This window comes from Pseudodonghicola xiamenensis DSM 18339 (assembly GCF_000429365.1).
In the GTDB taxonomy this organism is placed as follows: Bacteria; Pseudomonadota; Alphaproteobacteria; order Rhodobacterales; family Rhodobacteraceae; genus Pseudodonghicola; species Pseudodonghicola xiamenensis.
The window spans coordinates 42,163-67,075 of record NZ_AUBS01000017.1; the positions used below are offsets into that span (position 1 = coordinate 42,163).

Annotated in this window: 19 protein-coding genes; 5 read left to right on the forward strand and 14 right to left on the reverse strand. The window is 64.3% G+C overall.

The genetic code is table 11. From position 1 onward, the window contains the following. The first annotated feature begins 53 nt into the window (after positions 1-53). Both G455_RS0114345 and G455_RS0114350 read left to right on the forward strand, forming a co-directional pair. Positions 54-1,847, forward strand: coding sequence for an aminopeptidase P family protein (locus G455_RS0114345; protein WP_028094335.1), 1,794 nt, complete (start codon positions 54-56; stop codon positions 1,845-1,847). A gap of 134 nt (positions 1,848-1,981) precedes the next feature. After that, positions 1,982-2,326 carry a DUF427 domain-containing protein gene (locus G455_RS0114350; protein WP_028094336.1) on the forward strand — a complete coding sequence of 115 codons (345 nt, stop codon included), beginning with the start codon at positions 1,982-1,984 and terminating at the stop codon, positions 2,324-2,326. 87 nt (positions 2,327-2,413) lie between these two features. Here the strand turns inward: G455_RS0114350 and G455_RS24190 are convergent, their stop codons facing one another. After that, complete coding sequence (locus tag G455_RS24190; protein WP_051312518.1) at positions 2,414-3,586, reverse strand: calcium-binding protein; 1,173 nt, start codon at positions 3,584-3,586, stop codon at positions 2,414-2,416. A gap of 570 nt (positions 3,587-4,156) precedes the next feature. Beyond that, positions 4,157-5,932: a chloride channel protein gene (locus G455_RS24195; RefSeq protein WP_035366800.1), complete on the reverse strand. Its 1,776-nt coding sequence runs from the start codon at positions 5,930-5,932 to the stop codon at positions 4,157-4,159. A gap of 175 nt (positions 5,933-6,107) precedes the next feature. Between G455_RS24195 and G455_RS0114365 the strand changes: the two genes are divergently transcribed. Beyond that, positions 6,108-6,668 (forward strand): hypothetical protein, encoded by a 561-nt coding sequence (locus G455_RS0114365; protein ID WP_028094337.1) that lies wholly within the window; start codon positions 6,108-6,110, stop codon positions 6,666-6,668. A 107-nt stretch (positions 6,669-6,775) separates the two neighbouring features. Here G455_RS0114365 and recN read toward each other — a convergent pair whose 3' ends face one another. From recN to ftsW, 12 genes are all read right to left on the reverse strand, one after another. Further along, positions 6,776-8,419 carry a DNA repair protein RecN gene (recN, locus tag G455_RS0114370; RefSeq protein WP_028094338.1) on the reverse strand — a complete coding sequence of 548 codons (1,644 nt, stop codon included), beginning with the start codon at positions 8,417-8,419 and terminating at the stop codon, positions 6,776-6,778. A 30-nt stretch (positions 8,420-8,449) separates the two neighbouring features. Then, positions 8,450-9,289 (reverse strand): outer membrane protein assembly factor BamD, encoded by an 840-nt coding sequence (locus G455_RS0114375; protein WP_028094339.1) that lies wholly within the window; start codon positions 9,287-9,289, stop codon positions 8,450-8,452. Between the two features lie 138 nt (positions 9,290-9,427). Then, entirely contained in the window at positions 9,428-10,348 is a 921-nt protein-coding gene (lpxC, locus tag G455_RS0114380; protein WP_028094340.1) for a UDP-3-O-acyl-N-acetylglucosamine deacetylase, read from the reverse strand. A gap of 233 nt (positions 10,349-10,581) precedes the next feature. Next, the gene (gene ftsZ, locus G455_RS0114385) at positions 10,582-12,261 is read right to left on the reverse strand and encodes a cell division protein FtsZ (protein ID WP_028094341.1); all 1,680 of its coding nucleotides are present in this window, start codon (positions 12,259-12,261) and stop codon (positions 10,582-10,584) included. Between the two features lie 475 nt (positions 12,262-12,736). Then, a complete protein-coding gene (gene ftsA / locus G455_RS0114390) occupies positions 12,737-14,071 on the reverse strand; it encodes a cell division protein FtsA (protein WP_028094342.1) in 1,335 nt (444 codons plus the stop codon). 6 nt (positions 14,072-14,077) lie between these two features. Next, positions 14,078-14,971, reverse strand: a complete 894-nt coding sequence (locus tag G455_RS0114395; RefSeq protein ID WP_028094343.1) for a cell division protein FtsQ/DivIB — start codon at positions 14,969-14,971, stop codon at positions 14,078-14,080. Then, the gene (locus G455_RS0114400; RefSeq protein WP_407636246.1) at positions 14,959-15,837 is read right to left on the reverse strand and encodes a D-alanine--D-alanine ligase; all 879 of its coding nucleotides are present in this window, start codon (positions 15,835-15,837) and stop codon (positions 14,959-14,961) included. The genes G455_RS0114395 and G455_RS0114400 overlap by 13 nt, the downstream gene beginning before the upstream one ends. Positions 15,838-15,971: 134 nt before the next feature. Further along, the gene (murB, locus tag G455_RS0114405; RefSeq protein ID WP_028094345.1) at positions 15,972-16,916 is read right to left on the reverse strand and encodes a UDP-N-acetylmuramate dehydrogenase; all 945 of its coding nucleotides are present in this window, start codon (positions 16,914-16,916) and stop codon (positions 15,972-15,974) included. 182 nt (positions 16,917-17,098) lie between these two features. Next, entirely contained in the window at positions 17,099-18,286 is a 1,188-nt protein-coding gene (locus tag G455_RS0114410; protein WP_028094346.1) for an APC family permease, read from the reverse strand. Between the two features lie 2 nt (positions 18,287-18,288). Continuing rightward, the gene (murC, locus tag G455_RS0114415) at positions 18,289-19,686 is read right to left on the reverse strand and encodes a UDP-N-acetylmuramate--L-alanine ligase (RefSeq protein WP_028094347.1); all 1,398 of its coding nucleotides are present in this window, start codon (positions 19,684-19,686) and stop codon (positions 18,289-18,291) included. Positions 19,687-19,689: 3 nt separating this feature from the next. Next, the gene (locus G455_RS0114420) at positions 19,690-20,781 is read right to left on the reverse strand and encodes a UDP-N-acetylglucosamine--N-acetylmuramyl-(pentapeptide) pyrophosphoryl-undecaprenol N-acetylglucosamine transferase (RefSeq protein WP_028094348.1); all 1,092 of its coding nucleotides are present in this window, start codon (positions 20,779-20,781) and stop codon (positions 19,690-19,692) included. A 67-nt stretch (positions 20,782-20,848) separates the two neighbouring features. Continuing rightward, entirely contained in the window at positions 20,849-22,012 is a 1,164-nt protein-coding gene (ftsW, locus tag G455_RS0114425; RefSeq protein WP_028094349.1) for a putative lipid II flippase FtsW, read from the reverse strand. 143 nt (positions 22,013-22,155) lie between these two features. Between ftsW and G455_RS0114430 the strand changes: the two genes are divergently transcribed. Then, the gene (locus tag G455_RS0114430; protein WP_028094350.1) at positions 22,156-23,337 is read left to right on the forward strand and encodes a BaiN/RdsA family NAD(P)/FAD-dependent oxidoreductase; all 1,182 of its coding nucleotides are present in this window, start codon (positions 22,156-22,158) and stop codon (positions 23,335-23,337) included. Positions 23,338-23,875: 538 nt separating this feature from the next. Next, entirely contained in the window at positions 23,876-24,793 is a 918-nt protein-coding gene (locus tag G455_RS0114435) for an MYG1 family protein (RefSeq protein WP_028094351.1), read from the forward strand. Positions 24,794-24,913: the final 120 nt, after the last annotated feature.

The window sequence follows — 24,913 nt, forward strand, 5'->3', positions numbered from 1 at the left end:
CGGCAAAGGATCATGATCCCGCCCTGCAAGGCAGAGAAGACAAGAGGCCCCCCATGTTTCAATCCTTCGAGGTGACCGCACGTCCGGATCAGGGGCCGCCCCGGCTGGCGCGCCTGCGTCAGGAGCTGGAGGCCGAAGGGCTGGCAGGATTTCTGGTGCCCCGCGCCGACGCACATCAGGGCGAATATGTCGCCGCCCATGACGAACGGCTGTCTTGGCTGACCGGTTTCACCGGTTCTGCCGGGTTCTGCGCCGCGCTGCGCGATGTCGCCGGCGTCTTCATCGACGGGCGCTATCGTACCCAGGTGAAGGCACAGGTGGCGCTGTCAGATTTCACCCCGGTGCCCTGGCCCGAGGTGCAGTTGGCCGACTGGCTGAAAGCACAATTGTCCGAAGGAGGTCAGGTCGGCTTCGATCCCTGGCTGCATTCCGTGGCAGAGATCGAGCGGACACAGGCTGTGCTCGCTGGCTCGGGCATCGAGATGCTGCGCTGCGCCAATCTGATCGACCGCATCTGGGACGATCAGCCGGCGCCGCCGATGCAGCCGGTCAGGGCCCATCCCATCGAATTCGCCGGCGAAACTGCGGCCTCGAAATGTGCCCGCCTGGCCGGAGGGCTGCACAAGGCGGGCCACCGGGCAGCGGCGATCACCCTGCCGGATTCGATCATGTGGCTGTTAAACATCCGGGGATCGGATATCCCGCGCAATCCGGTCGCCCATGGCTTCGCCATCCTGCATGTCGACGGGCGGGTCGATCTGTTCATGGCCGCCGAAAAGCTGAAGGATCTGGGCGATCACCTGGGCGCTGGCGTGACGGTTCATGCGCCCGAAAGCTTCCTCGATGCGCTGGCCGCAATCGATGGGCCGGTACGGCTCGACAAGAACAGCGCGCCGCAGATCCTGGCCGATGTGCTGGGTGACAAGGCGGTTTACGGCGAAGAGCCCTGCGCTCTGCCCAAGGCGCGCAAGAACACCGCCGAGATCGCCGGCGCCGCCGAGGCGCATCTGCGCGACGGCGCCGCCATGGTCGAACTTCTCTGCTGGCTCGACGCCCAGGCCCCCGGAAGCGTGACCGAGATCGACGTGGTCACCAAGCTGGAGGAGTGCCGGCAACGCGACAACGCCTTGCAGGATATTTCCTTCGAAACCATCGCCGGTACCGGGCCCAATGGCGCCGTCATCCACTACCGCGTCACCGAGGAGACCGACAGGCGGCTGGAAAACGGCCATATGATCGTTCTGGACAGTGGCGGCCAATATCTGGACGGCACCACCGACATCACCCGCACCATCGCCATCGGCGAGGTGGGTCAGCAGGAAAAAATCTGCTTTACCCGCGTGCTTCAGGGTATGATCGCGGTCTCATGCCTGCGCTGGCCCGCCGGGCTGGCCGGCCAGCATATCGAGGCAATCGGGCGGGTGCCGCTTTGGCTGGCGCATCAGGATTTCAATCACGGCCTCGGCCATGGCGTGGGCGCCTATCTCAGTGTGCATGAAGGGCCCCAGCGACTGAGCCGCCTGAGCGACGTTCCGCTGGAACCCGGCATGATCTTGTCAAACGAACCCGGCTATTACCGCGAGGGCGCATTCGGCATCCGCATCGAAAACCTGATCGTTGCACAAGAGGCCGCGCCGCTTGCGGGCGGAGATCCGGAACGTCACATGCTGAATTGGCGGACTCTGACCTATGTTCCGATTGACCGCCGGCTCGTGGTCGTGGAAATGTTATCCGCGGCCGAACGCGCGTGGCTGGACGAGTATCACGCGCAAGTGGCCCAGCTTATCGGGCCCCGGGTTTCCGGAGAAACCCGTGACTGGCTGGACCGGGCTACGGCACCGTTTTGACAGATCGGGCGGCTTCCCGCCGCCCGCAGACCCCCGGCAGTGACGCCGCGACGGTCCCGGTGATGACACCGGATTGTTACGTGGTGCCGCCAAGGAATGAATTGAACGATACGCCAGGGGAAGGACGACAACAGATGGCAGACCATATCAGAATCCGTAAAGTGCCGGGGGTTTGGACCGTGCGCTCGGGCGGGGCGATCCTGGGAGAGACCAGCGCCGCGTTGGAATTGAGCGAAGAGGGTTATGATCCTGTCATCTATTTTCCCCGCTCCGACATTGCCATGGCCTTTCTGGAACGCACCGACAAGGTGACACATTGCCCGCACAGAGGCGACGCGCATCATTATTCGATCATCACCAAGTCCTCGGTCCATGAAAACGCCGCCTGGACCTATGAAGCCCCATTCGAGGGAATGGATGAAATCGCCGAATATGTGGCTTTTCATCCTAGCGACAGCGTGACCATCGAACAAATCTGATCGCGCGCGCCACGCACACCCCGACAGACAGAAAACGCCCCGGACCATCAGGCCCGGGGCGTTTTCATTGTCTCTCTCGTCCAGCGATCAGGCCGACGGCAACAACCAATCCGAGGCCGCCGTCAGTTCATCCACCGTGACACCATCGAGCTGGGCCACCAATGCGCCATCGTAGGACAGCAGCGTGCCCAAACCGTCCGCGGTGGCGGCCAGTGTCACATTGGCCGCCAGATCGGCAGTGGTATAGCCACCGCTCTCGGCATCGCGCAGCGTCAGCGTTTCGCCATCGGCGAGCGAGAAATCGGTGATCTCGACGCCGTCGCCGCCTTTGTTCAGGATAACGAACTGATCCACTCCAGCACCACCGGACAGGATATCGTTATAGTCGCCGATCATGATATCCGCGCCATCACCGCCATAGACCAGGTCCTGGCTCAGGGTGTTGTCCTCGGCGTTGATCAGATCGTCACCCTTCTGGCCGCGCAGGATGTCGTCGCCGTTGCCACCTGTCAGGATATCGTCACCGGTGCCGCCCAAAAGCACATCATCACCGTCCTGACCCAGAAGCTGATCGTCCTGGGCACCGCCCTTAAGCTTGTCGTCACCGTCCCCGCCCAGCAGGATATCGGCGCCCTTGTTGCCTGACAGGATATCATCGCCGTCACCGCCTTCGATGGAGTCGTCGCCACCGCCGCCGGAAATCGTATCCTTGCCGCTGCCGCCATAGATATTATCCCGACCGGCCTGGCCGAAGATCACATCGTCACCATCATTGCCGTAGATGGTGTCATTTCCGGCCCCGCCGAAGATGCGGTCTGCACCGGCATCGCCGCGCAGAAGGTCCTTGCCATCCCCCCCGTAGATCCGGTCGTCGCCTTCACCACCGCTGATGAAATCGTTGTTACCACCGCCATAAAGCTCATCATTGCCGTCATGCCCCCAGATGGTGTCTTCGCCAAAACCACCATCCGCGTGATCGTCACCCGGACCGCCTGACAGCGTGTCGTCACCAAGATGGCCGATCAGCGTATCGTTGCCACCTGCGCCATTCAGGAAATCGTCGCCCTCGCCGCCGCGCAGGACATCATCACCGCCATAGCCGTAAAGCTCATCATCGCCACCACGGCCGTTCATCTGATCGTCGCCACCGGTGCCTTTCAGCACATCGTCCGCCTCGGTCCCCGGGAACCGATGCGTGGCCGCCGCCGCCCCGACATAGATGAATTCATCCGACAGAGGATCAGAAACAAGCGTCGCCATGGTATTCTCCTTCACAAATAAGATGACCACCCGTGGGCACGGTCCCGTTGTGTCATTTCTTAACAGACAATCAACCAGTTCGTATGACGAAGGCTATCCACGACCGAAATTAAAACAAAATATCATCAAATCCGATGCGAATAAGAAAACAATCTAAAGGCGAATGAGCGACTGTTTCCCGTTTAGAAGTGCTCCTCGACCACTGGTGTAACCAGTGCCTAAACTTAGGCCTTCAGCGCGTTGATCTGGGTGAGCACCCCAAAGTTCCGGCCTGCGATTCGCCCCCATGTGAGCAGGCGCCACGGCACTGAACCGATCTTCTCGCGATCGAAAGCAGGCATCGCTGCGAAGATGGCTGTCGCAAGGCGTCCCCCGCAATCAGTCGATGCCAATACCGCCCCCTTTCGCGGCGCGGCCAGAAGACCATGCCTGTCGAATGGCCCCCGCTTTCCTGGGTTGATCTATTGCATCCTGCCGCCTCTCTCAGGCGCCTACAGGCGCCGGAGAGAGAGCCAGCCCATGACAGGCGTTTGTCCTGTCGCCCTGTGAAAGGCCTTTCGTGAAGAGGCGTTAGCTTCGGTAATCACGCAGAACGGATGTCGCGATCGCGTCCCGTGTCAGTACACCAATGACATTTTCCGCACGCGGGATCGCCTTTTCCGGGATGACAAGCAGCGCCGCGTGATTACGGTCTGCCATCTGCGTCATCGCACCGCGCAGGAAGCTCGTCTCCTGGGCAAAGCCGACCGGTTTGATGATCGGACCGTGGCGCTTGGTCGGATCCTCCGGATGCACCCGGACAACCCCCACCACATGGCGCCCTTCGGTCACTACCGCATAGACGCGCTCTTCGCCAAGATCCGTATCCACCACGCCGCTGGGACCAAGGTCCGATTTTTCCAAGATCCCCACGGCAGGCGCCATCAGATCGCGAATGCGCCGGATCGAGAAGCTGTGCGAGCGGCTTTCACGCGGGATATGATGCCCCCGACGGCTCAGCTTGGTGGTATAGATATCATCCTCCGTCAAACGGCGGCGCACCCCGACGGCACAGACCACGGCGATGATCGCGGCGACGGTGATGGTGTAATCCCCCGTCATCTCGAACAGCATCATGATCGAGGTGATCGCGCCCCCGGTCGAGGCCCCTACAATCCCGGCCATGCCGATCAGGGCGAAAGTGACCGAATGGAAGCCCAGATGCGGGAACATCAGATCAAGCGCCCCGCCAAAGGCCCCGCCAAGCATGGCCCCCAGGAACAAGGAGGGAGAAAACACCCCGCCCGAGGCACCGGCACCGAGAGATACCGAGGTGGCGATCATCTTCAGCACGAAGAGCAGCAGCAGAAAGCCCGGGGCGGCAAGCTGGCCGGTCAGCACGGCCTCAATCGACGCATAGCCGACGCTCTCGGTATGATATTGGCCAGTGGTCAGCAGCAGCACATAGAACAGGATGCCCAGCGACAGCATCCCGATGGCGTTCTTCAGATAGGGGTTGATCTTCCAGTCGTCGAACAGATCTTCGGTCCGGTACAGGACCTTGATGAACAGCCAGGATGCCAGGCCCGCCAACAGGCCGAAGATCACGTAAAGCGGCAGCATATCGACGGACAGCGGCACGAACAGGTCAGGACGGTTATGCGCCGCGACCAGGAACGCCGGTTCGATCCCGAAAGCCAACCGCCCCACATAGGTCGCCGTACCGGTCGCCAGCACCACCGGCAACAGCGTGCGCGCGCTGAATTCCGGCAACATCAGCTCCACTGCGAAAAGAACCGCGCCCAGCGGCGTGTTGAACGTCGCCGCGATCCCGGCACCGGCACCCGCGGCCACCATGGTGATCACCTGCCAGCTACGCAGGTTGAACATCCGCCCGAGCACTGAACCGATACCTGACCCGATCTGGATGATCGGCCCCTCGCGCCCGACCGAGGCGCCCGATCCGATCGACATCGCCGATGCCAGCGACTTGATCAGAACCACCTGCGGCCGAATATATCCGTTCCGGTAGTAGATCGCATTCATCACCTCAGGCACGCCGTGGCCCTTGGCTTCGGGCGCGAAGCGCCGCACCAGCCATAAAACAATGGCGCCACCTACCACCGGCGCCAGAATGACCAGCGCACCATAGGGGGCCGGCGAGGTCGGAACGTTGGCATCGTAGTCGAAGGAGAAGATGCCGAGGAAAAAGAAATTGTGGATGACCGAAATGAGGTAGCGCAGCGCAATCGCACCTAGCCCGGTGACGATCCCAATGCCTATGGCGATCATGCTCAGCGCAATAATCGAGACGTTGCGGCTATCGGAGGGCGGGTTTGCGGGGTCGCTTGTTGTTGTATCGGTCATCTTTGATGTGCAGCAATTGTGGAGTCCGGCGGCGAGGACTATAGAGTCGGCGCAAGCCGCCCGAACCCGGGATGGCTCGGACGCCCCCAGCTACGCCTCTGCGCTGGATATTGCAAAGCGGAACCGGGGCAAAAGATACCAAATATCACGCTTTTTTGGCGGAAAGGACTTGAAAATGGCGACCTCGAGACAATGGCGGAACTACCGGCCCAGCCGGGGGGAGCTTCTGGTCTACGGTGTGTCTCTGGTGGCCATCGCGATCTATTTCGCAGTCCTGCATGATCTCAACGGCCGGGCCGAGAGCTATTTCAAGGATCTTCGGGTTTCCAACCCCGAGCTCTATCTCACCCAGATCCGCGAGAGCCGCAGCTTCCCGGTCTACCTCGATGAATATCGAACCATGCGGGGCTATGACAGCTTCAAGCCTGCTGCCCCGAGCTTTCTGGTTGGCCGCTGGACCATGCAACCTGAACCGCTTCGGCTGAATCCCGGCACGACACCGGCGGATTGCGCCCATCCGATCACCTTCGACTACGGCATCCTTCTGATGCTTGAATCCAGCAGCGAAGCCTTCCGCGTGTCCTACAGTATCGAGGGCCAGAAAGTGCTGGTGAAAGAGGCAGGGTTGAATACCTTCCCTGTCGATCTGGTCAGCTATGGCGCCCGGCTCGACCATCTGGAATTCACGCCTCCGGGCGCGACGGAAAAGGTCTATGCTTATGAATGCGCACGCTGATCCGGGCGCGCATTCGTAACGGATAGCCGTCAAGTCAGGCCCGGCAGGGCCTCGCGCCCTGCTCTGCCGCCTGAGATCGATACATGCCTAGGAAAATCACCGGGCCGTTATCCTGCCAGCAGTGCACGGGCGGCGGCGCGGGCTTCGTCGGTGATGCTGTCGCCGGCGACCATACGGGCGATCTCATCCACCCGCTCGGACGGTTCCAGCGGCGTCACGGTCGACAATGTCATCCCCTCGCTCACCCGTTTCTGCACCCGCCAGTGATGCGCCCCGCGGGCGGCCACCTGCGGCGAATGGGTGACGACCAGAACCTGACCGCCCTGCGCCAGCGCCGCCAGCCGACGGCCCACCGCATCGGCGGTGGCCCCGCCGACTCCACGGTCGATTTCGTCGAAGATCATGGTGACGCCGCTGTCGCTGCCCCGCAGGCAGACCTTGAGTGCCAATAGAAAGCGGCTGAGCTCCCCGCCGGAGGCGATCTTGTTCAGCGGCCCCGCCGGAGCGCCCGGGTTGGTGGCAACCGTGAAGGCCACCGCGTCAGTCCCTTCGGGGCCAGCCTCTGCCTGGGTGATCAGTGTCTCGAAGACGGCGCGCTCCATCTTGAGCGGCGCAAGCTCCGCCATCACTGCCTTGTCGAGCCGCCCTGCGGCCTCGGCCCGCGCAGCGGATAGCTGGGCGGCAGCGGCATCATAGGCCAGCTCTGCCGCTTTCAACGTCGCGCGGCGATCTTCCAGATCATGCTCTCCCGCGTCCAGGGTCGCCAGACGGTCCCGCAGCGTCCCGGCGAAATCGCCCAAATCGTCGGGCTGTACCCCATGCTTGCGGGCAAGCGCGCGGATCGCGAACAACCGCTCCTCTGCCTGCTCCAGCTCTGAAGGGTTGAACTCCAGTGCTTCAAGACAGCGCTCCACCCCGTCCTGCGCCTCACCCAGTTCGATCATCGCCCGGCCAAGGGCGGCAAGCGGGGCCTCCAGCGCGTGGCCGGCATCGACGGCGACACCATCGAGCCAGCGCAGCGCCTCGCCCATCGCCCCCTCGGCCCCCTCATGCCCCAGCAGCGCGAACGCCCGCGCCACATCATCGCGAATACGTTCCGCGCCCTGCATCTGACGGCGTCGGGCGTCGAGCTCGGCATCCTCCCCCGGCTGCGGATCGAGCTTGTCGAGTTCGGCCACCGCGTGGCGCAGGAATTCCTCTTCCTCGCGCACGGCATCGAGCATGGCCTGGGTTTCCGCCACCGCCTTGCGCGCGGATTGAAGCCCGCGCCAGGCGCCGCGCACCTCGGTCCCGTCTAGGCCCGCAAATGTATCCAGCATGGCGCGATGCGCACGCGGGTTCAGCAGCCCCCGATCATCCTGCTGGCCATGCAATTCGACCAGAGTATCGGACAGCGCGCGCAGAACCTCGCCGGAACAGCGGCGGTCGTTGACCCAGGCGGTCTTGCGCCCATCGGCGGTATTGACCCGGCGCAGGATCAGTTCCTCTCCGCCCGGAAGCCCAGCGTCTTCCAGCACGCGATGCGCCGCATGGCCTGTCGGCAGGTCGAAGGTGGCGACAACCTCACCCTGGGCCGCCCCCTGACGCACCAATTCAGCCCGGCCGCGCCAACCCAGCACGAAGCCCAGCGAATCGAGCAGGATGGATTTCCCCGCCCCCGTCTCGCCGGTCAGCACATTGAGACCCGGCTGGAAGCTCAGCTCCAGCCGGTCAATGATCAGCAAATCGTGGACATCAAGCGAACGCAGCATGACCCCAGCCCCGCTCTGACAGCTCTGAGATCAGAGCCATTTCCCCTGAACCGACTGGCGGTAAATCTGGCTGAGCCAGCTGTTGCCCTTGCTCTTGAGTTTCAGCCCCTGCGACGTCAGCAGCTTATAGCTGTCCTGATACCATTCCGACGATTGATAGTTGTATCCCAGGATGGCCCCGGCGGTCTGCGCCTCGTCGGTCAACCCCAGCGACAGATAGGCCTCGACCAGACGGTGCAGCGCTTCGGCGGTATGGCTGGTGGTCTGGAACTGCTCCACCACCACACGGAATCGGTTGATCGCCGCGCCATATTGCTTGTGCTTCAGATAGTAGCGACCGATTTCCATTTCCTTCGCCGCCAGATGGTCGAAGGCAAGATCGAATTTCATCATCGCCGAGGTGGCATATTCGCTATCCGGATAGACCTCGATCAGCGTCCTGAGCGCCTGCAACGCCTGGAAGGTCAGCCCTTGGTCGCGACCGACTTCGTCAATCTGGTCGTAATAGCTGAGCGCCAGAAGATATTGCGCATAGGCCGCATCCTCATCCGTCGGGTAGAAGTCGATATACCGCTGCGCCGCGGCACGGCTTTCTTCGTAATCCTGGCCCTGATGGAACGAGAACGCCTGCATGATCAGCGCCCGCTTGGCCCAGTTCGAATAGGGATAAAGCCGCTCGACCTCAGAAAAGTAATAGGCCGCATCGCTCGGCCGCTTGCGCGACAGTTCGAACTCACCCCGCTGGAAAATCTGCTCGGGGGTATAGCCATCAAGCTTTTGTGACTTATCAACCGGTCCGGTTCCGCATGCCGCCAACAGCGCCATCAGAATGAATGCCCCGATGGTTCTTGCCCACGACATGCCGATCATGCTTGCCAACCCTCATCGTCCTTGTCAGGCGGATCGCCTGTTTGCGCCTCGGTCTAGCACAGAAATTTCCGGTGCAAAACGTCTTAAACGCCGATCACGCGACGGCGCCGACCGGTTCCCTCCCGCGCGACCGGCGGTTCAGGCAACTTGGGGAATTTCGTCCAATACCAAGCCATTGCCCGGCAGGCGGGCTGCGGTTTCGGCATCGCAGAGCAGCGGATGCACGGCACCGGGGGTGGCGAAAAGCTTGCGCAAAAGCTGGTTGGTCAGCGTGTGACCCGCACGATAGCCGGTGTAATGGCCCAAGATCACGCCGCCAGCCAATGCCAGATCGCCCATCGCGTCCAGCATCTTGTGGCGCACCGCCTCATCCGGATGGCGCAGCCCGCCCGGGGTCAGCACCCGGTCGCCATCGACGACCACAGCGTTGTCGAGCGTACCGCCAAGCGCCAGCCCTTGCTTCTGCATCGCCTCGACATCGGCAAAACGGCAGAAGGTGCGGCTGTCACACAGCTCCCGAACGAAAGCGCCGTTCCCCATGTCGAGCGTCTTGCTCTGCCGGCCAATCGCCTGATCGGCGAAGTCGATGGAGAAATCTATGGTCAACCGGTCTGCCGGCGCCAGGGAGGCATGGGCCCCGTTATGTTCGACCGACACCGTTTCCAGCACCTGATAGGCCAGAACCGGCGACAATTGCCGACGCAGGCCGCGCGCCATGATACCGCGCACGAAGGGGGCAGAAGAACCGTCCATGATCGGAACCTCGGGCCCGTCGATCTCGATCAGAGCGTTATGCACGCCGCAACCGGCCAGCGCAGCCATCACATGTTCGACAGTAGAAACCGACACACCGGCGGCATTGACCAACCGGGTGCACAACGGTGTCTGCTCGGCCACATCGTAAAGGGCCGGAACCATCCGATCGCCCAACGAGATGTCCGTCCGCTTGAACCAGATGCCGTAGCCCGCCGCCGCTGGGCGGATCACCAATGTGGTGGGGGCGCCGGAATGCAATCCGACCCCTTTGAACGTCACCGCGGCTCTCAGCGTATGTTGCAAATTCGGCCTCTTACCGTCGTTTCCAAGGCGCCGCACAAACCAAAGAGGAGCAGCGGGCCTTCTGTTGCATTCGAAGTAGTCAGCCCCTCCGAAAGGCTCAACTCAATCTTTGTAACCGAATGAAACATCGCAGGACGCGGTCGGCGGGGCGCCGCTCAACCACGCGCAATTCACTGAATACAAAAAGAAAAAGGCCGCCCGAAAGCGGCCTCTCTGAAAACAATTTGACTAACTCAGTTGGCTTGACGGCGCAGGAAAGCCGGGATTTCGATCCGGTCCTGTTCCTGCTCGGGTTCGGCTGCCGGTTGTGCTGCCGCCGCCTCGCTACGACGCATCTGCGGTTGCGCCCGCATTTGCGGTTGCGGAGCCGGAGCCGGCTGGGCCGGGGTATCCGGCGCATGGCCGGTCATCCGGTCGATCAGCCGGTTGAAGCCAAAGCCGCGACGCTCCTGGGCCGGGGCCGGAGCGGGAGCCGCCGCCGGCTGCCGCCGTTGCTGCTGCGTCCCCTGCTGCGGCGCGGATGGCACCTTGCGTGCGGCGGCATGCAGGCGCGCCAGCGCCTCGGGCGAAGGCGTACCGGGCGCAGGGGCCTTGGGTGCGACGAAGCTATCCACCTCGGTTTCCTCGTAATCGCCCCGCGGCTGGAACGCCGGCTGCGTCGGACGATAGGCCGGCGGCGGCAGGCCGTCGTCTTCGTCGATCACCGGCTGCTGGCCATAGTCGTCACGATAGGCCCCAGCCTGGTCGTCCAGACCTTCGAACAGGCTCGGCTCAGGCTCAGACGCCACGGCGGCGGCCGGAGCGGTCTGTTCGGGCTCGGCGACGGGGGCGCTTGCGGCAACCGACATTTCCGGTTCATGCGACGCACTGGTTTCCTCGGCAGCCACCTTCTGCTTGAGCGGCTGCGACAGCGGCCGACGCGGCACCGGCACTTCGCTGTGTGCCTCGGAGGCGTCGATCCCGGTCGCCACGACCGAAACCCGCATCGCCCCTTCCATGTTGGTATCGAGCGTCGAGCCAACGATGATATTCGCTTCCGGGTCCACTTCCTCGCGGATACGGTTTGCGGCCTCGTCCAGTTCGAACAGGGTCAGGTCGTGACTGCCGGTGATGTTGATCAGAACGCCCTTGGCGCCCTTCAGGCTGATTTCGTCCAGCAGCGGGTTGGCGATCGCCTTTTCGGCAGCCTGGATCGCGCGATCCTCGCCTTCCCCTTCGCCGGTGCCCATCATCGCCTTGCCCATCTCGTCCATCACCGAGCGGACATCGGCAAAATCGAGGTTGATCAGGCCCGGGCGCACCATCAGGTCGGAGATCCCTTTCACGCCCTGATAGAGCACATTGTCGGCCATCGAGAAGGCTTCGGTGAAGGTGGTCTTTTCATTCGCCAGGCGGAACAGGTTCTGGTTCGGAATGATGATCAGCGTATCAACGACCTTCTGCAGCGCCTCGACGCCATCCTCGGCCTGGCGCATGCGCTTGCCGCCCTCGAACTGGAACGGCTTGGTGACCACACCGACGGTCAGCACGCCCAGCTCCCGCGCGGCCTGCGCGATGATCGGCGCCGCCCCGGTGCCGGTGCCGCCGCCCATGCCGGCGGTGATAAAGCACATGTGGGACCCGGCCAGGTGATCGACGATCTGTTCGATGCTTTCCTCGGCAGCGGCGGCGCCAACCGTGGCGCGGGCACCGGCGCCCAGTCCTTCGGTGACCTTCACGCCAAGCTGCACCCGGTTCGGAGACAGGCTTTGCTGCAAGGCCTGAGCGTCAGTGTTCGCAACAACGAACTCGACCCCCTCAAGCTGCTTCTCAATCATGTTGTTGACTGCGTTGCCGCCCGCCCCGCCGACGCCGAAAACGGTGATCCGCGGCTTCAGTTCTTCCTGGCCGGGCATCGAAAGATTCAATGTCATTAGTACTGTCCGCCTGTGCTGATCCGGGCCGATTCACGGCCTTGTTCTGCCTATCAGTTCCAATAAATAAAGGACTGTGACGGAAACGTCACGCAAAAACTGGGATTCCCCCACGAAATAAGGGGCAAAATCCATCGTTTTGCGCGGCATCTTGCCGGTATCTACCGAATATCGGCGCTTACTCAACTCTGAACACAACATAGCCGACCGCACGGATGGAACCGAACCATCCGCGACGACAGGTTTCGCAATCTCTTTCGAAGACCCTGCCCGGCCTCAGACCGCCACCTCCACTGCCGGGAGGTTTGGACGGTTCAGATAGCTTATCCTGTCAAACGGCCGACGTCATCCGGAAAGACCCTCGGCTCACAAAGTTTTCACGGCCCCGTCTGATACCTTGCCGCGACTTCGGCCCCCCCCCCCCCCTTCTACAGGAGGGGCGGGCACCAAAATCCATCACGGAATTCGGACCGCATCACCAATTGTCGCGAAACCACTTCACCGCACGCCGGAAGCTGCGAGCCGGATAGCGATCGACCGGCACCTCGAAATCCCACCACTCGTCCTGGGGATTGGCCGCGAAAAGGCTCAGCCCCACCGATCCGGCAAACCCCGGACCGGTCGCCGACTGCGGCAGCCCATGTACCCTGAGCGGACGCCCCAAGCGCACCTGCTGCCCCAAGATGCGCGTCGCCAAGCCGTCGAGTCCCATGATCTGGCTCGTCCCGCCGGTCAGCACGATCTGCTGGCTCGGCAGATACTCGAAGCCCGCAGCATCCAGCCGCGCACGCACCTCTTCCAGGATTTCCTCGACCCGCGGCCGCATGATGCCGATCAGCTCGGCCCGGCTGGCGGTGCGGCGATCATGTTCCCAATCGCCGGTATCGCCGCCGATGTCGATCATGTCGCGGTCATCCGCCCCGGTGGCATGCACCCCGCCGCAGAACGTCTTGATCCGCTCGGCATTCGCGGTGGGGACCCCCAGCCCCATCGAGATGTCGCTGGTGATGTGATCGCCGCCCATGCGCACGCAATCGGCATAGATCATGTGTTTTTTCAGGAAGATCGAGATCGACGTCGTGCCGCCGCCCATATCGATGCAGGCCGCACCCAGTTCCTGCTCATCCTCGACCAGCGCCGAGATGCCGGAGACATAGGCCGAAGAGGCGATGCCGGCCAGTTCGAGATCGCAGCGCTTGATGCAATGGACCAGATTCTGGATCGCGGTGGCATCGACCGTCAGCATATGCATATCGACCGCCAGATTGTGCCCCAACTGACCACGTGGGTCGATCAGACCGGAACGATGATCAAGGGCGAAATTCACCGGCTGAGCATGCAGCACCTCGCGCCCGGCGCCGTATTCCGGCACCTCGCAAGAGGACAGCACCCGGGCAATCTCGGCCTCAGTCACCACCTGACCTTCCAGCTCGACCGTGGCATCCAACCCGTAAGATCGCGGGTTGGCCCCGGAAAAGCAGGCGATGACGTGATCGACCCGGATTTCCGCCATTTTCTGCGCCGCCTGCAGAGCCGTGCGGATCGCGCGTTCGGTCTCCTGCATGGCGGTGATCTCGCCGAACTGCACCCCGCGCGACCTAGTGGTCGCCGCCCCGATCACCCGAAACCCGCTCTGCCCCGCCAAAGACCCGATCGAGCTGTCTTCACTCAGCTTGCCGGTGCCGTCGAACCGCAGCACGAGACAGGCGATCTTGGAACTGCCGATATCGAGAATGGCGATCACACCGCGCTGCATCGCCTGGCGTCGCATCTGCCGCATGGCCCGCTGCGATTGATAGAGATCCGTCATCATCTGCTACTGCCCGTATCCGTTTATTTTTCTTATCTTCCACCAATCCTCGATCGCCGCCTGGGTCATCCGGATGGTCGGCCGCGCCTTCAGCCGCATGTCCACCACCGCCACATCGCGATCCAGCAGGTCCTGCACCTCGTTCAGCGCCAGCACCCGCTCCAGCGCCCGCACCGGAGCTTCGGCCGGCAACAGGATGCGCTGCCCCCGGTCAAGGACCAAATCCCAGCGCCGCTCTCCGATCCGCACCAGCCCCCGCATCCGGTTCGCCAGCGGGCGCGCCGTAGAAATCAGCGCCAGCGCCTCGGGCACCCGGGCATCGGCCCCCTCGCCCGCGATCACCGGCAGATCGGGCCGTTCCGACCGGCTTGCCAGACTGTCCACATGGGTGCCGCTTTCATCCAGCATCGACACCCCGGACCGGCTGCGCCAGATCACCGCCGGCTGACGCTCGGTGACATCCACCTGAAGAATGCCACCCGGGCGGATGCGCACAGCGGCGGTCTTGACCGGATCGAGCCCGACAATGGTCTGACGGATATTTTCGAGATCGAGATCGAAAGAGCTGACCGGGAAATCCAGCCCCACCGCCTCGCGGATATCTTCGGACAGGCTATCGCCGGCACCGTCGATCGCCATCAGCCCGACCATGAATTCCGGCCGTTCCTGGATCGAGGCGCGCAACTGCGCGATAAAGAGGTTCAGCGCATCGCGCCGCTGCTGATCGGCCAGAAAGGCCGACCCGATCGCGAAACACAGGCAGAACGGGATCCCAACCCTGAGCGCCAACCGGATCCCCGGCGTCAGCATCCAGCGCTGCATCCGGTATTTCATCCGCGACGGTGCCGGATCATGGCGCGTGGCGGGACGGGGACGGGAAAACCGGATCAGCGGCCGCACGAGGCGTCCTCCACCATCCAACGGCAGAAGGCACCGAAGCCCACCCCCTGCGTCGCCGCCTGCTCCGGGCTGAGCGAGGTCGGCGTCATCCCGGGCTGGGTGTTGGTCTCCAGCAGCACCAGACCGTCGGCGCCCCGGCTCTCGTCCCAGCGGAAATCGGTACGGCTGACACCGCGGCAGCCAAGCGCCCGATGCGCCCGCAGCGCATAATCGAGGCAGAGATCGAAGATCTCGGCCGGGATATCCGCCGGCACCACATGCCGCGATCCACCCGGCTTGTACTTGGCGTCGTAATCGTACCAGCCATCTGTCAGGATATCGGTCACCGTCAGGGCACGGTCATCCATCACCGTCGTGGTCAACTCGCGGCCCGGGGCATAGGTTTCGACCATCACCCGTTCGGGCATCTCGGCCGAAAGCTGCGGCGGCCGGTTGGCGCCATCAAGCACCAGATAGACCCCGACCGAAGACCCTTCATTGTTCGGCTTGACCACATAGGGCGGCGCCATCACATGGCGCGCCGACACCTCGGCCTTGTCGCAGATCAGACTGTCGACCACGGGCAGACCGGCAGCACGATAGGCCGCCTTGCTGCGCTGCTTGTCCATCGCCAGCGCCGAAGCCAGAACACCCGAATGGGTATAGGGGATCCGCAGCCACTCCAGAAGGCCCTGGACACAGCCATCCTCGCCCCAGCGACCATGGAGCGCATTGAACACCACATCCGGAGAGATTTCGCGCAACCGTTCGGCCAGGTCCGAGCCGGCGTCCAGCTCGACCACCTCATAGCCTTCTCCCCGCAGGGCGGTGGCGCATTCACGCCCGGAAGACAGGGACACCTCGCGTTCAGCCGAAGCACCGCCCATCAATACCGCCACAAGGGGGGTCTTTCCGCTCGACTGACCCACGTTGTGCCTCAATGTATCCGGACCTTTGCAGCCCGTGTCGCTTGCCACCTCTCGCGCCCGTCATGTGCCTGCCGGTTGCGCGTTGGGGATGATTATGTTGCGTCCGGCTCACCCTTTGGGTCGCCTATCCGCATGATTTCCCATTCTAGCTTTATGCCGCTGGTTTCGTAAACCTTTTTTCGCACCAACTCGCCCAGCCCCTCCAGCTCTGCGGCAGAGGCGCCACCGGCGTTGATCAGAAAGTTGGCGTGTTTTTCGCTCATCTGCGCGCCGCCCAGCCGTGCCCCGCGCATGCCGGCGTCCTCGATCAGCTTCCAAGCCTTCAGATCATGCACATCGTCGGCGCGTCCGGTGCTGGAGAAACCGGCCGGATTGCGGAAGGTCGACCCTGCGGTTCGCTCCTTGGTCGGCTGCGTCTCGTCCCGGCGCTTGAGCTGCGCCTCCATCCGCGCCGCCAGCTCCGCCGGATCGCCCGAAGGCCCTTCGAACGTCGCCTCGACCAACACCATCCCCTCCGGCAGATCGGTGTGACGATAGGCAAACCCCATGTCCTCGGGCCCCAGCTCCATCATCTCGCCGCTCCGCGTCACCGCCCGGGCCGAGATGAAGACATCAGCGACATAAGAGCCATAGCAGCCCGCGTTCATCCGCAGCGCACCGCCGATACTGCCCGGAATGGTGCGCAAGAAGCCCAGATCGACCCCAGCCTCAGCCGCCTTGCGCGCAACATGGGCATCCAGCGCGGCAGCGCCCGCCGTTACCCGGCTGCCCTCGACCGAAATCGCGTTGAAGCCCCGCCCCAGCCGGATCACCACCCCCGGCAGGCCGCCGTCGCGCACGATCAGGTTCGATCCGACGCCCATCGGCATCACCGGCACCTCAGCACCGAGCGCAGCCAGGAATTGCGCCAGATCGGCGGCATCTTCAGGCTGGAACAACACCTCTGCCGGCCCGCCGACGCGCAACCAGGTCAGATCGGAAAGCGGCTTGGCCTGCAACAGCCGGCCACGAACGGGGGGCAGATCGTCGAATGTCATGCCCTCTGCTAGCGCCCCGCGCCGGCCGGAACAAGCCGGCCCGCATCCCGCGCCGTGAAAATCCCGCAAAACGGAGACGCGTCGGCAAGGCAGCGCCGTTTCCGACATGATCCCCCACCCTTCTTTGCCATAAACCGCCGGGGACAGCGCCCCTCCCCTAGCGCAACGGCGGAGAGCAGGGCTCAGAGATGACCCAGAACCGAAAGGGCAAGCGCCGCGACCGAGACGATCACCCCCAGCACCGGCACCGCCATCGGCACCCGGAAATCGGCGATGGGCGCGCGGCGCTTTTGCAAGATCAGAGCGAGGTTCACCAGCACGAAGACCCCGAGCAGGATCGAAGAGGTCAGCCCCGCCAGGGTAATCAGCGGCACCAGCGCCGAGGCCAGGATGACCAGAATGCCCACCAGCACCGTCGCCAGCACTGGCGTGCCGAAGCGGGGATGCGCCTGATGGAAGATCGCCAGTGCCGCAGTGCGCCGCCCCAGGCCAAACAGCACCCGCGCCGCCATCACGATCTGCGCCAGCACCCCGTTCAGCGCCGCGAAGACCGCGATGGCCGACAGGAAATGCCCGCTTCCCTGACCGGAGGCGCGCCAGACCAGCACCAGCGGGCTATCGCTCGCCGCGAGATCGGCCAGCGGCACCGCGCGCACCGCCGCCAGCGCGACGGCGGCATAAAGCGCCGAGGTGATCACGAGCGAAATCAGGATCGCCCGCGGCAGGTTGTGCTGCGGCCGCTCGACCTCCTCGGCCATGTTCACGATGTCCTCGAAGCCAATGAACGCGAAGAAGGCCAGCACCGCGCCAACCCCCACCCCGGCCAGCGACAGCGGGCCAGGCGTCAAGATATCGGCGCTCGGCGCCGCAGAGGCACCGGCCCAGATCACCAGCACCAGGCCACCCACCTCGATCACCGTGAAAAGCGCCGCCAGTGCCAGGCTTTCGAGCACCCCCAGAACCGCCACAGCCGTCAGGGCCACCCCAAGCGCCACCACCGCCACCACGGTACCGACCGGCAACACCTGGGTCAGATAACCCACGCCCCCGCGCAGCACCGCCCCGGCCGAGATGGTGCCGGCCGCCACGATGGCGAGCCCCACCAACAGCGCCAGCGCCTGACTTTTCAGCCCCTGCCCGACATAGGCCGCCTCTCCCGCCGCCTCCGGCAGGCGGGTGGAGAATTCGGCATAGCTGAGCGCCGTCGGCGCCGCGATCAGCCCGGCGATCAGAAAGGACAAGGGCGCCCAGACCCCAGCCTCGACCGCAACCGCGCCGACCAGCACATAGATCCCCGCCCCGATCATCACCCCCACGCCATAGGCGGTAAGCAATCCCAGCCCGATCCGGCGTTTGAGGGGCGCGGTCATGGTCAGCTCTTCAGCCGATCCGGCAGGCGGTTGGCCCAGGCGCTGATTGTGCCGGCGCCGAGGCAGACGACCATGTCGCCAGGCTTGGTTTCCTCACGCACGAGCCGGGCCAGCTCGTCTTCCGAGGTCACCGCCAGCGCGTGGCGGTGGCCGTGACGAACAAGGCCCGCCACCAGATCGTCACGGCTGGCGCCGGGGATCGGATCTTCGCCGGCGGCATAGACCTCGGCGATACCGACCACGTCAGCCTCGTTGAAACAGGCGCAAAAATCATCGAAAAGCGCATGCAGGCGGGTATAGCGGTGCGGCTGGTGCACCGCGATCACCCGGCCCGAGGTCGCCTGGCGCGCGGCCTTCAGCACCGCCGCGATCTCGACCGGGTGGTGGCCGTAATCGTCGATGATGGTGACGCCGTCGACTTCGCCGACCTTGGTGAAGCGCCGGTTCACCCCGCCGAACTTGGCCAGCGCCTCGCGGATTTCGCCCCGCCGCATCCCCAGATGCCGCGCCACCGCGACGGCGGCGAGCGCGTTCGACACGTTGTGATCGCCCGGCATCGGCAGGGTACAGCCCTCGATCACCTGGCCTTCGGTCTGCAGCAGGATGTCGAAATGCGCCACCCCCGCCTCATAATGCAGATTGACCGCCCGCACATCGGCCTGGGCGTTGAAACCATAGGTGGTGACCCGGCGGTCGGTGATCCGGCCGACCAGCGCCTGAACCTCCGGGTGATCGGTGCAGCAGACGGCAAGCCCGTAGAAGGGGATGTTCGACACGAACTGAAGGAAGCCGTCGCGCAGCCGATCGAAATCGCCCCAATGTTCCATATGCTCGGGGTCGATATTGGTGACCACGGCGATGGTGGCCGGCAGCCGGTTGAAGGTGCCGTCGCTCTCGTCGGCCTCGACCACCATCCATTCGCCCTGCCCCATCCGCGCGTTGGAGCCATAGGCATGAATGATGCCGCCATTGACCACGGTGGGATCGAACCCGCCGGCGACCATCATCTCGGCCATCAGGGTGGTGGTGGTAGTCTTGCCATGGGTGCCGGCGATGGCAACGTTGGATTTCAGCCGCATCAGCTCGGCCAGCATCTCGGCCCGGCGCACCACCGGCAGGCCACGGCGGCGGGCCTCGTCCAGTTCCGGGTTGCCCGGCTTGATCGCAGAAGAGATCACCACGACCTCGGCATGCTCCAGATTTTCCGCCCGCTGGCCTTCGAAAATCTCTGCGCCAAGCCCGGCCAGGCGATCGGTGATCTTCGAGGTCTTCAGATCCGAGCCCTGCACCCGGTAACCGAAGTTCAGCAGCACCTCGGCAATGCCGGACATGCCGATACCGCCAATGCCGACAAAGTGGATCGGGCCGACATCGGTGGGCAGTTTGGTGGCGGGGGTCATCGGTTATCCTTCTTCGGCGAGTTGTTCGACCAGAGCGACCAGCCGGTCAGTCGCGTCCGGGATGCCGGCGGCAAGCGCGGCATGGGCCATCTGCACCGCCCCGTCGGGGTGGCTCAGCACAGTGGCGATCTGGGTGGAAAGCGTCGCCTCGTCCAGGCGGCTCTCGGGGATCAGGATGGCAGCGCCAGCCTCGACCAGCCCACGGGCATTGGCGGTCTGGTGATCGGCGGCGGCGGCGGCAAAGGGGATCAGGATCGACGGTCGGCCGATCACGCTCAGATCGGCGAGGGTCGAGGCCCCGGCGCGGCTGATCACCAGCTGCGCCTCGGACATCCGGGCCGGCACATCGTTGAAGAAGGTCTTCACATCGGCGACGATTCCCGCCTCGGCGTAAAAGGCGGTCACCCGCGCCTTGTCTTCCTCCCGGGCCTGATGGCTCACCCGGATGTGATGGCGCAGCGTCTCGGGCAATGCGGCGATGGCACCCGGCACCGCATCGGAGAGAATGCGTGCGCCCTGGCTGCCGCCCAGCACCAGGATCGACATCGGATAATCGCCCGGCGGGATATAGGCCGCGCCGGCCCGTTCCGCGATGGCCCTGCGTACCGGATTGCCGACATGTTCGGCCGGCACGTCCGCGGGCAGTTCGGTGGGCCAGGTGCCGCAGGCAACCCCCGCGACGCGTTTGGCAAAGACCTGATTGACCCGGCCCAACACGCCGTTCTGTTCATGGATCATGCGCGGCAGTTTCAGCAGCGTCGCCGCCCCCAGCGCCGGGATCGACGGATAGCCGCCAAAGCCCACCACCACGTCAGGCCGGTCGCGCCGCATCTGCCAGGCGGTGCCCAGCACCCCGGCGGCGATCTTCGGCACCACCAGCGCCTTGGCCAGCATACCACCCCGGGCGAAGGTGGCGCTGGAAACCTCGGTGATCTCGGTCGTATGGGGAAAGCCGCCGGTATAGCGAGCGCCCCGCCCATCGGTCGACAGTTTCACCCGCCAGCCGCGCCGCAACATTGCCTCGGCCAGGGCCTGCGCCGGGAACATATGGCCGCCGGTGCCGCCGGCGGCAATCATCAGCAGCTTTTGCGCCATCTGCCTCTTCCTGCCTCTGCTTTCGTTCGGCCGGAAATGACGCAAAACGCCTTGCGGCACCAGACCATCAGCCGCGTCCGCGCAGAATGTCGCCGATCTCGCCCTGCGGGCGCGTCCGCGTCAGCGCAAGCAACATGCCGACCGAGATGCCGGCAGCAATCAGCGACGAACCGCCATAGCTGACGAAGGGCAGCGTCATCCCCTTGGCGGGCAACAGACGCACCGCCACGCCCATGTTGATCATCGCCTGCACCCCGAAGATACAGGCAAGACCGGTGCCAGCCAGCCGGATGAAGGGATCGCGTTCGCGCATCAACCGCAGCAGCGACCGCACGACGACCAGGCAATAGAGCGCGATGATGATCATCACCAGGATCAGCCCGTATTCCTCGGCCGCGACGGCGATGATGAAATCGGTATGCGCATCGGGCAGCGACCATTTCACCTGCCCCTCGCCGACGCCGACCCCGAACAGCCCGCCCTCGCGGATCGCATTGGTGGCATAGCCGAGCTGGGTGGTCGGATCGACCTCGGGGCTGAGAAAGCCGTCGATCCGGCGGGCGAAGTGTTCCGAACTGGAATAGGCCACGGTGCCGCCCAGCACCACCGCCCCCGCCATGCCCAGCAGCAGCAGCATCGGCGCGCCGGCGACGAAATACATCACCGCCCAGCCGAACAGCACCAGGCTGGCCTGACCGAAGTCGGGCTGCATCACCAGCATGCCGACGATCAGGATGCACAGCGACACCGACCAGACCTTGCCCGGCGGTCCGTTGATTTCCTGGCTTGCAGCCAGCATCCAGGCCGAGACGACGATGAAGACCGGCTTCATGAACTCGGACGGCTGCAGGCTGGCGAAGCCCAGCGAATACCAGCGCACCGCCCCCTTGCCGAAATCGGTGCCCAACACCGGCAGCAGCGCCAGCGCGATGAAGGCGCCGACGAAGCCCAGCACCGACAGCCGCCGGACCAGAGTGGGCGACAACATCGAGGTCAGCAGCATCGCCACCATCGCCAGCGCCCCGAAGGCCGCCTGACGCTCGACATAATGGAACGGCTGAAATCCGTTGCGCGCAGCCAAGGGCGGCGAGGCGGCAAGCCCCAGAAGCAGGCCGACCACGGAAAGGATCAGCACGCAGGACAGTGACCATTTGTCGACCGTCCGCCACCATTTCGGAAGAATGGGTTCGCCTCGTTGCGCGGGGACCGCGCCATAGACCATCTCGGTCATGGTAATCCTGCCCGTATCGTTCTGCCGTTGACTGCCTTGATGCGCCCGGTTTGCCGGGTCTGTTTGAAAGTCTAGCCTGAAAATGGACATCGCACCAGTGCGATCCTCTTGCCAACGGCGGCGATCCGCGCCAAGCGGCGGGGATGGAGTATCAAACCGTCATCCTCGGCGCCGGCGCGGCCGGCATGATGTGCGCGGCCCAAGCTGGACCGGGCACGTTGATCATAGACCAGGCCCGCGCGCCGGGCGAGAAAATCCGCATCTCGGGCGGCGGACGGTGCAATTTCACCAACCTCTATGCGAGCCCCGAGAATTACCTGTCGCAGAACCCGCATTTCTGCAAATCGGCGCTGGCCCGCTATAGCCAATGGGATTTCATCGACCTAATCGGCCGTCACGGCATCGCCTGGCACGAAAAGACGCTGGGGCAGCTTTTCTGCGACGACAAGGCCACCCAGATCGTCGAGATGCTGCAGGCAGAGATGACCAGCGCCGGCGCCACGCTCTGGCTGTCGACGCAGCTCATCGCGCTCTCCCGTCGGGAGAGCGGCTTTTCGCTGGAGCTGGAGCGGGAGGGCAAGCGGGTCGCTGTCACCTGCCGCAATCTGGTGTTGGCGACCGGGGGCAAATCCATCCCCAAGATGGGGGCCACCGGCCTTGCCTATGACATAGCGCGGCAGTTCGGGCTGGCAGTGACCGAGACGCGCCCCGCCCTGGTGCCCTTCACCTTTTCGGACGGTCGTTTTGCACCGCTGTCGGGCACCGCCCTGCCCGCCCGGCTGTCGAACGCGCGCGCCAGCTTCGACGAGGCGCTGCTGTTCACCCACCGCGGGCTGTCCGGGCCGGCGGTGTTACAGCTCTCCTCCTATTGGCGCGAGGGCGAGGAGATCGCGGTGAACCTGATCCCCGATCTGCCGCTTTACGACCTCTTGCGCGCGCAACGCCAAAGCTCGGGTCGCAAGGCGCTGAGCACGGAACTGGCGCGCCACCTGCCAGCCAAGCTGATCGACCACCTTGGCCCCATGCTGGACCTCTCCGGCAATCTGGCCGATCAATCCGACGCCGCACTCACCACGCTTTGCGCGCGGTTGTCCGACTGGCGCCTGACGCCGTCCGGCACCGAAGGGTATCGCACGGCTGAGGTCACGCTAGGCGGCATCGACACCGACGGGCTGTCATCGAAGACGATGGAGGCAAAAACGCTCCCCGGCCTTTATGCGATCGGCGAGGCGGTGGATGTGACCGGCTGGCTTGGCGGATATAACTTCCAATGGGCCTGGTCGTCGGCCGTGGCGGCGGGACGGGCGATTGCCACGCGGGGATAAGGGACGAGTCCGACGTCGAGAGAATGGCCCGAGTGATCCCTTTCGAGCGGTCATGAGGCGCCGAGCTCACAGCCGGAACACCGCAGTGGAGGCGAAGGCGCAAAGGCCGACAAGGCCAGATCACGGCGCTCACCGCCGGTGTCAGCCCCCGATCGCAAGGCTCTCCCCGCATGATCTCTCCTCATGATCTCTCTGCAAGCCGGCCGAGGACACGCCGGTTTCGGCGCCCCTGCTTCATCCCCAGGCCCACAAGTCGGCAGCAGCAGAGCCCGGCTTGCGCGACCTCCTTGCTCCGAGTGCAATATGATGCAAAACAAGCAATTGTAATGGAACGGTTTTCCAAAATACACGGGCGCAACCTGGCTCCGCTTCACAAAGCGCCTCGACATCGGGCGCCAATCGTGACCGCATGGGCGAGAAACCACCCCGATGCCGACCGATCCGCAGACCGATATCGCAGGGTCCGGGTCGGGGTCCTTCCCCACCCGCCGTCATTGGGCGGCCTGTTCTGGCGCCCCATTCATTTCCAGGGACTTCTATGACCATCACCCACCTTGTCACTCATTCCGGCGGCTTCCATGCCGACGAACTCCTGTCCTCGGTCATCCTCACCCGGCTGTTCCCGGATGCGACGCTGGTGCGATCGCGTGACGCGGCCTGGATCACCCCCGGGGCGGGCAAGATCATCTATGATGTCGGTCGCGCCTATGATGCACAGGCGCAGATCTTCGATCACCACCAGCGCCCGAATCCGCTGCGCGAGGACGGGCAGCCCTACAGCTCGTTCGGGCTGATCTGGCAGCACTACGGCCATGACTACCTGCGCGCGCTTTCAGTGCCGGAACGGGATCTGGACGATATTCACCGCAGCTTCGATCACGGGTTCGTCCTGCCCGTCGATCTGCTCGACAACGGCGCGCTGGAGCCCTCGGCGGCGGGGCCGCTCTCCGGTCTGACCCTGCCGGCACTGCTGGAAACCCTGAAGCCCAGCTTCGACACCCGCGGCGCCGAGGCCGACGATCAGGCCTTCGCTGCGGCGCTGCCGGTCGCCCGCGCCTTTGTCGAGGCCGCTATCAACGGCCGCGCCGCCAAGCGCCGGGCCGAGGCCATGGTAACCGCAGCGATCGAAACCGCCGGAGCCTCGCCTATTCTTGAGCTGCCGATGGGCATGCCGTTCCGTTCGGCCATTGAAAAGGCGGGGGCCGACCACCTGCTGTTCGTCATCCATCCCCGAGACAGCGACTGGGCGCTGACCACGATCCGCAAGAGCGGCGACAGCTTCGAAAGCCGCGCCGATCTGCCTGCGGCCTGGGCCGGGCTGACCGATGCCGAACTGGAGGCCGCCTGTGGTGTACAAGGGGCGAAATTCTGCCACAACGCCCGGTTCATCGCCGTAGCAAGCTCTCGCGATGCCGCCCTGGAGATGGCGGAACTGGCGGTGCAGGACTGCGCCTGACCTGCCGCAACGTCGCGTAGCCGAACCTGCCAGACCGAGCCGGGCGATCTCCGGCCGAGGTCAGACGCGTTCGAGTGCAAAAGCCCCCCGGGCTGCATGTCATCGGCCCCGACCGCTTGC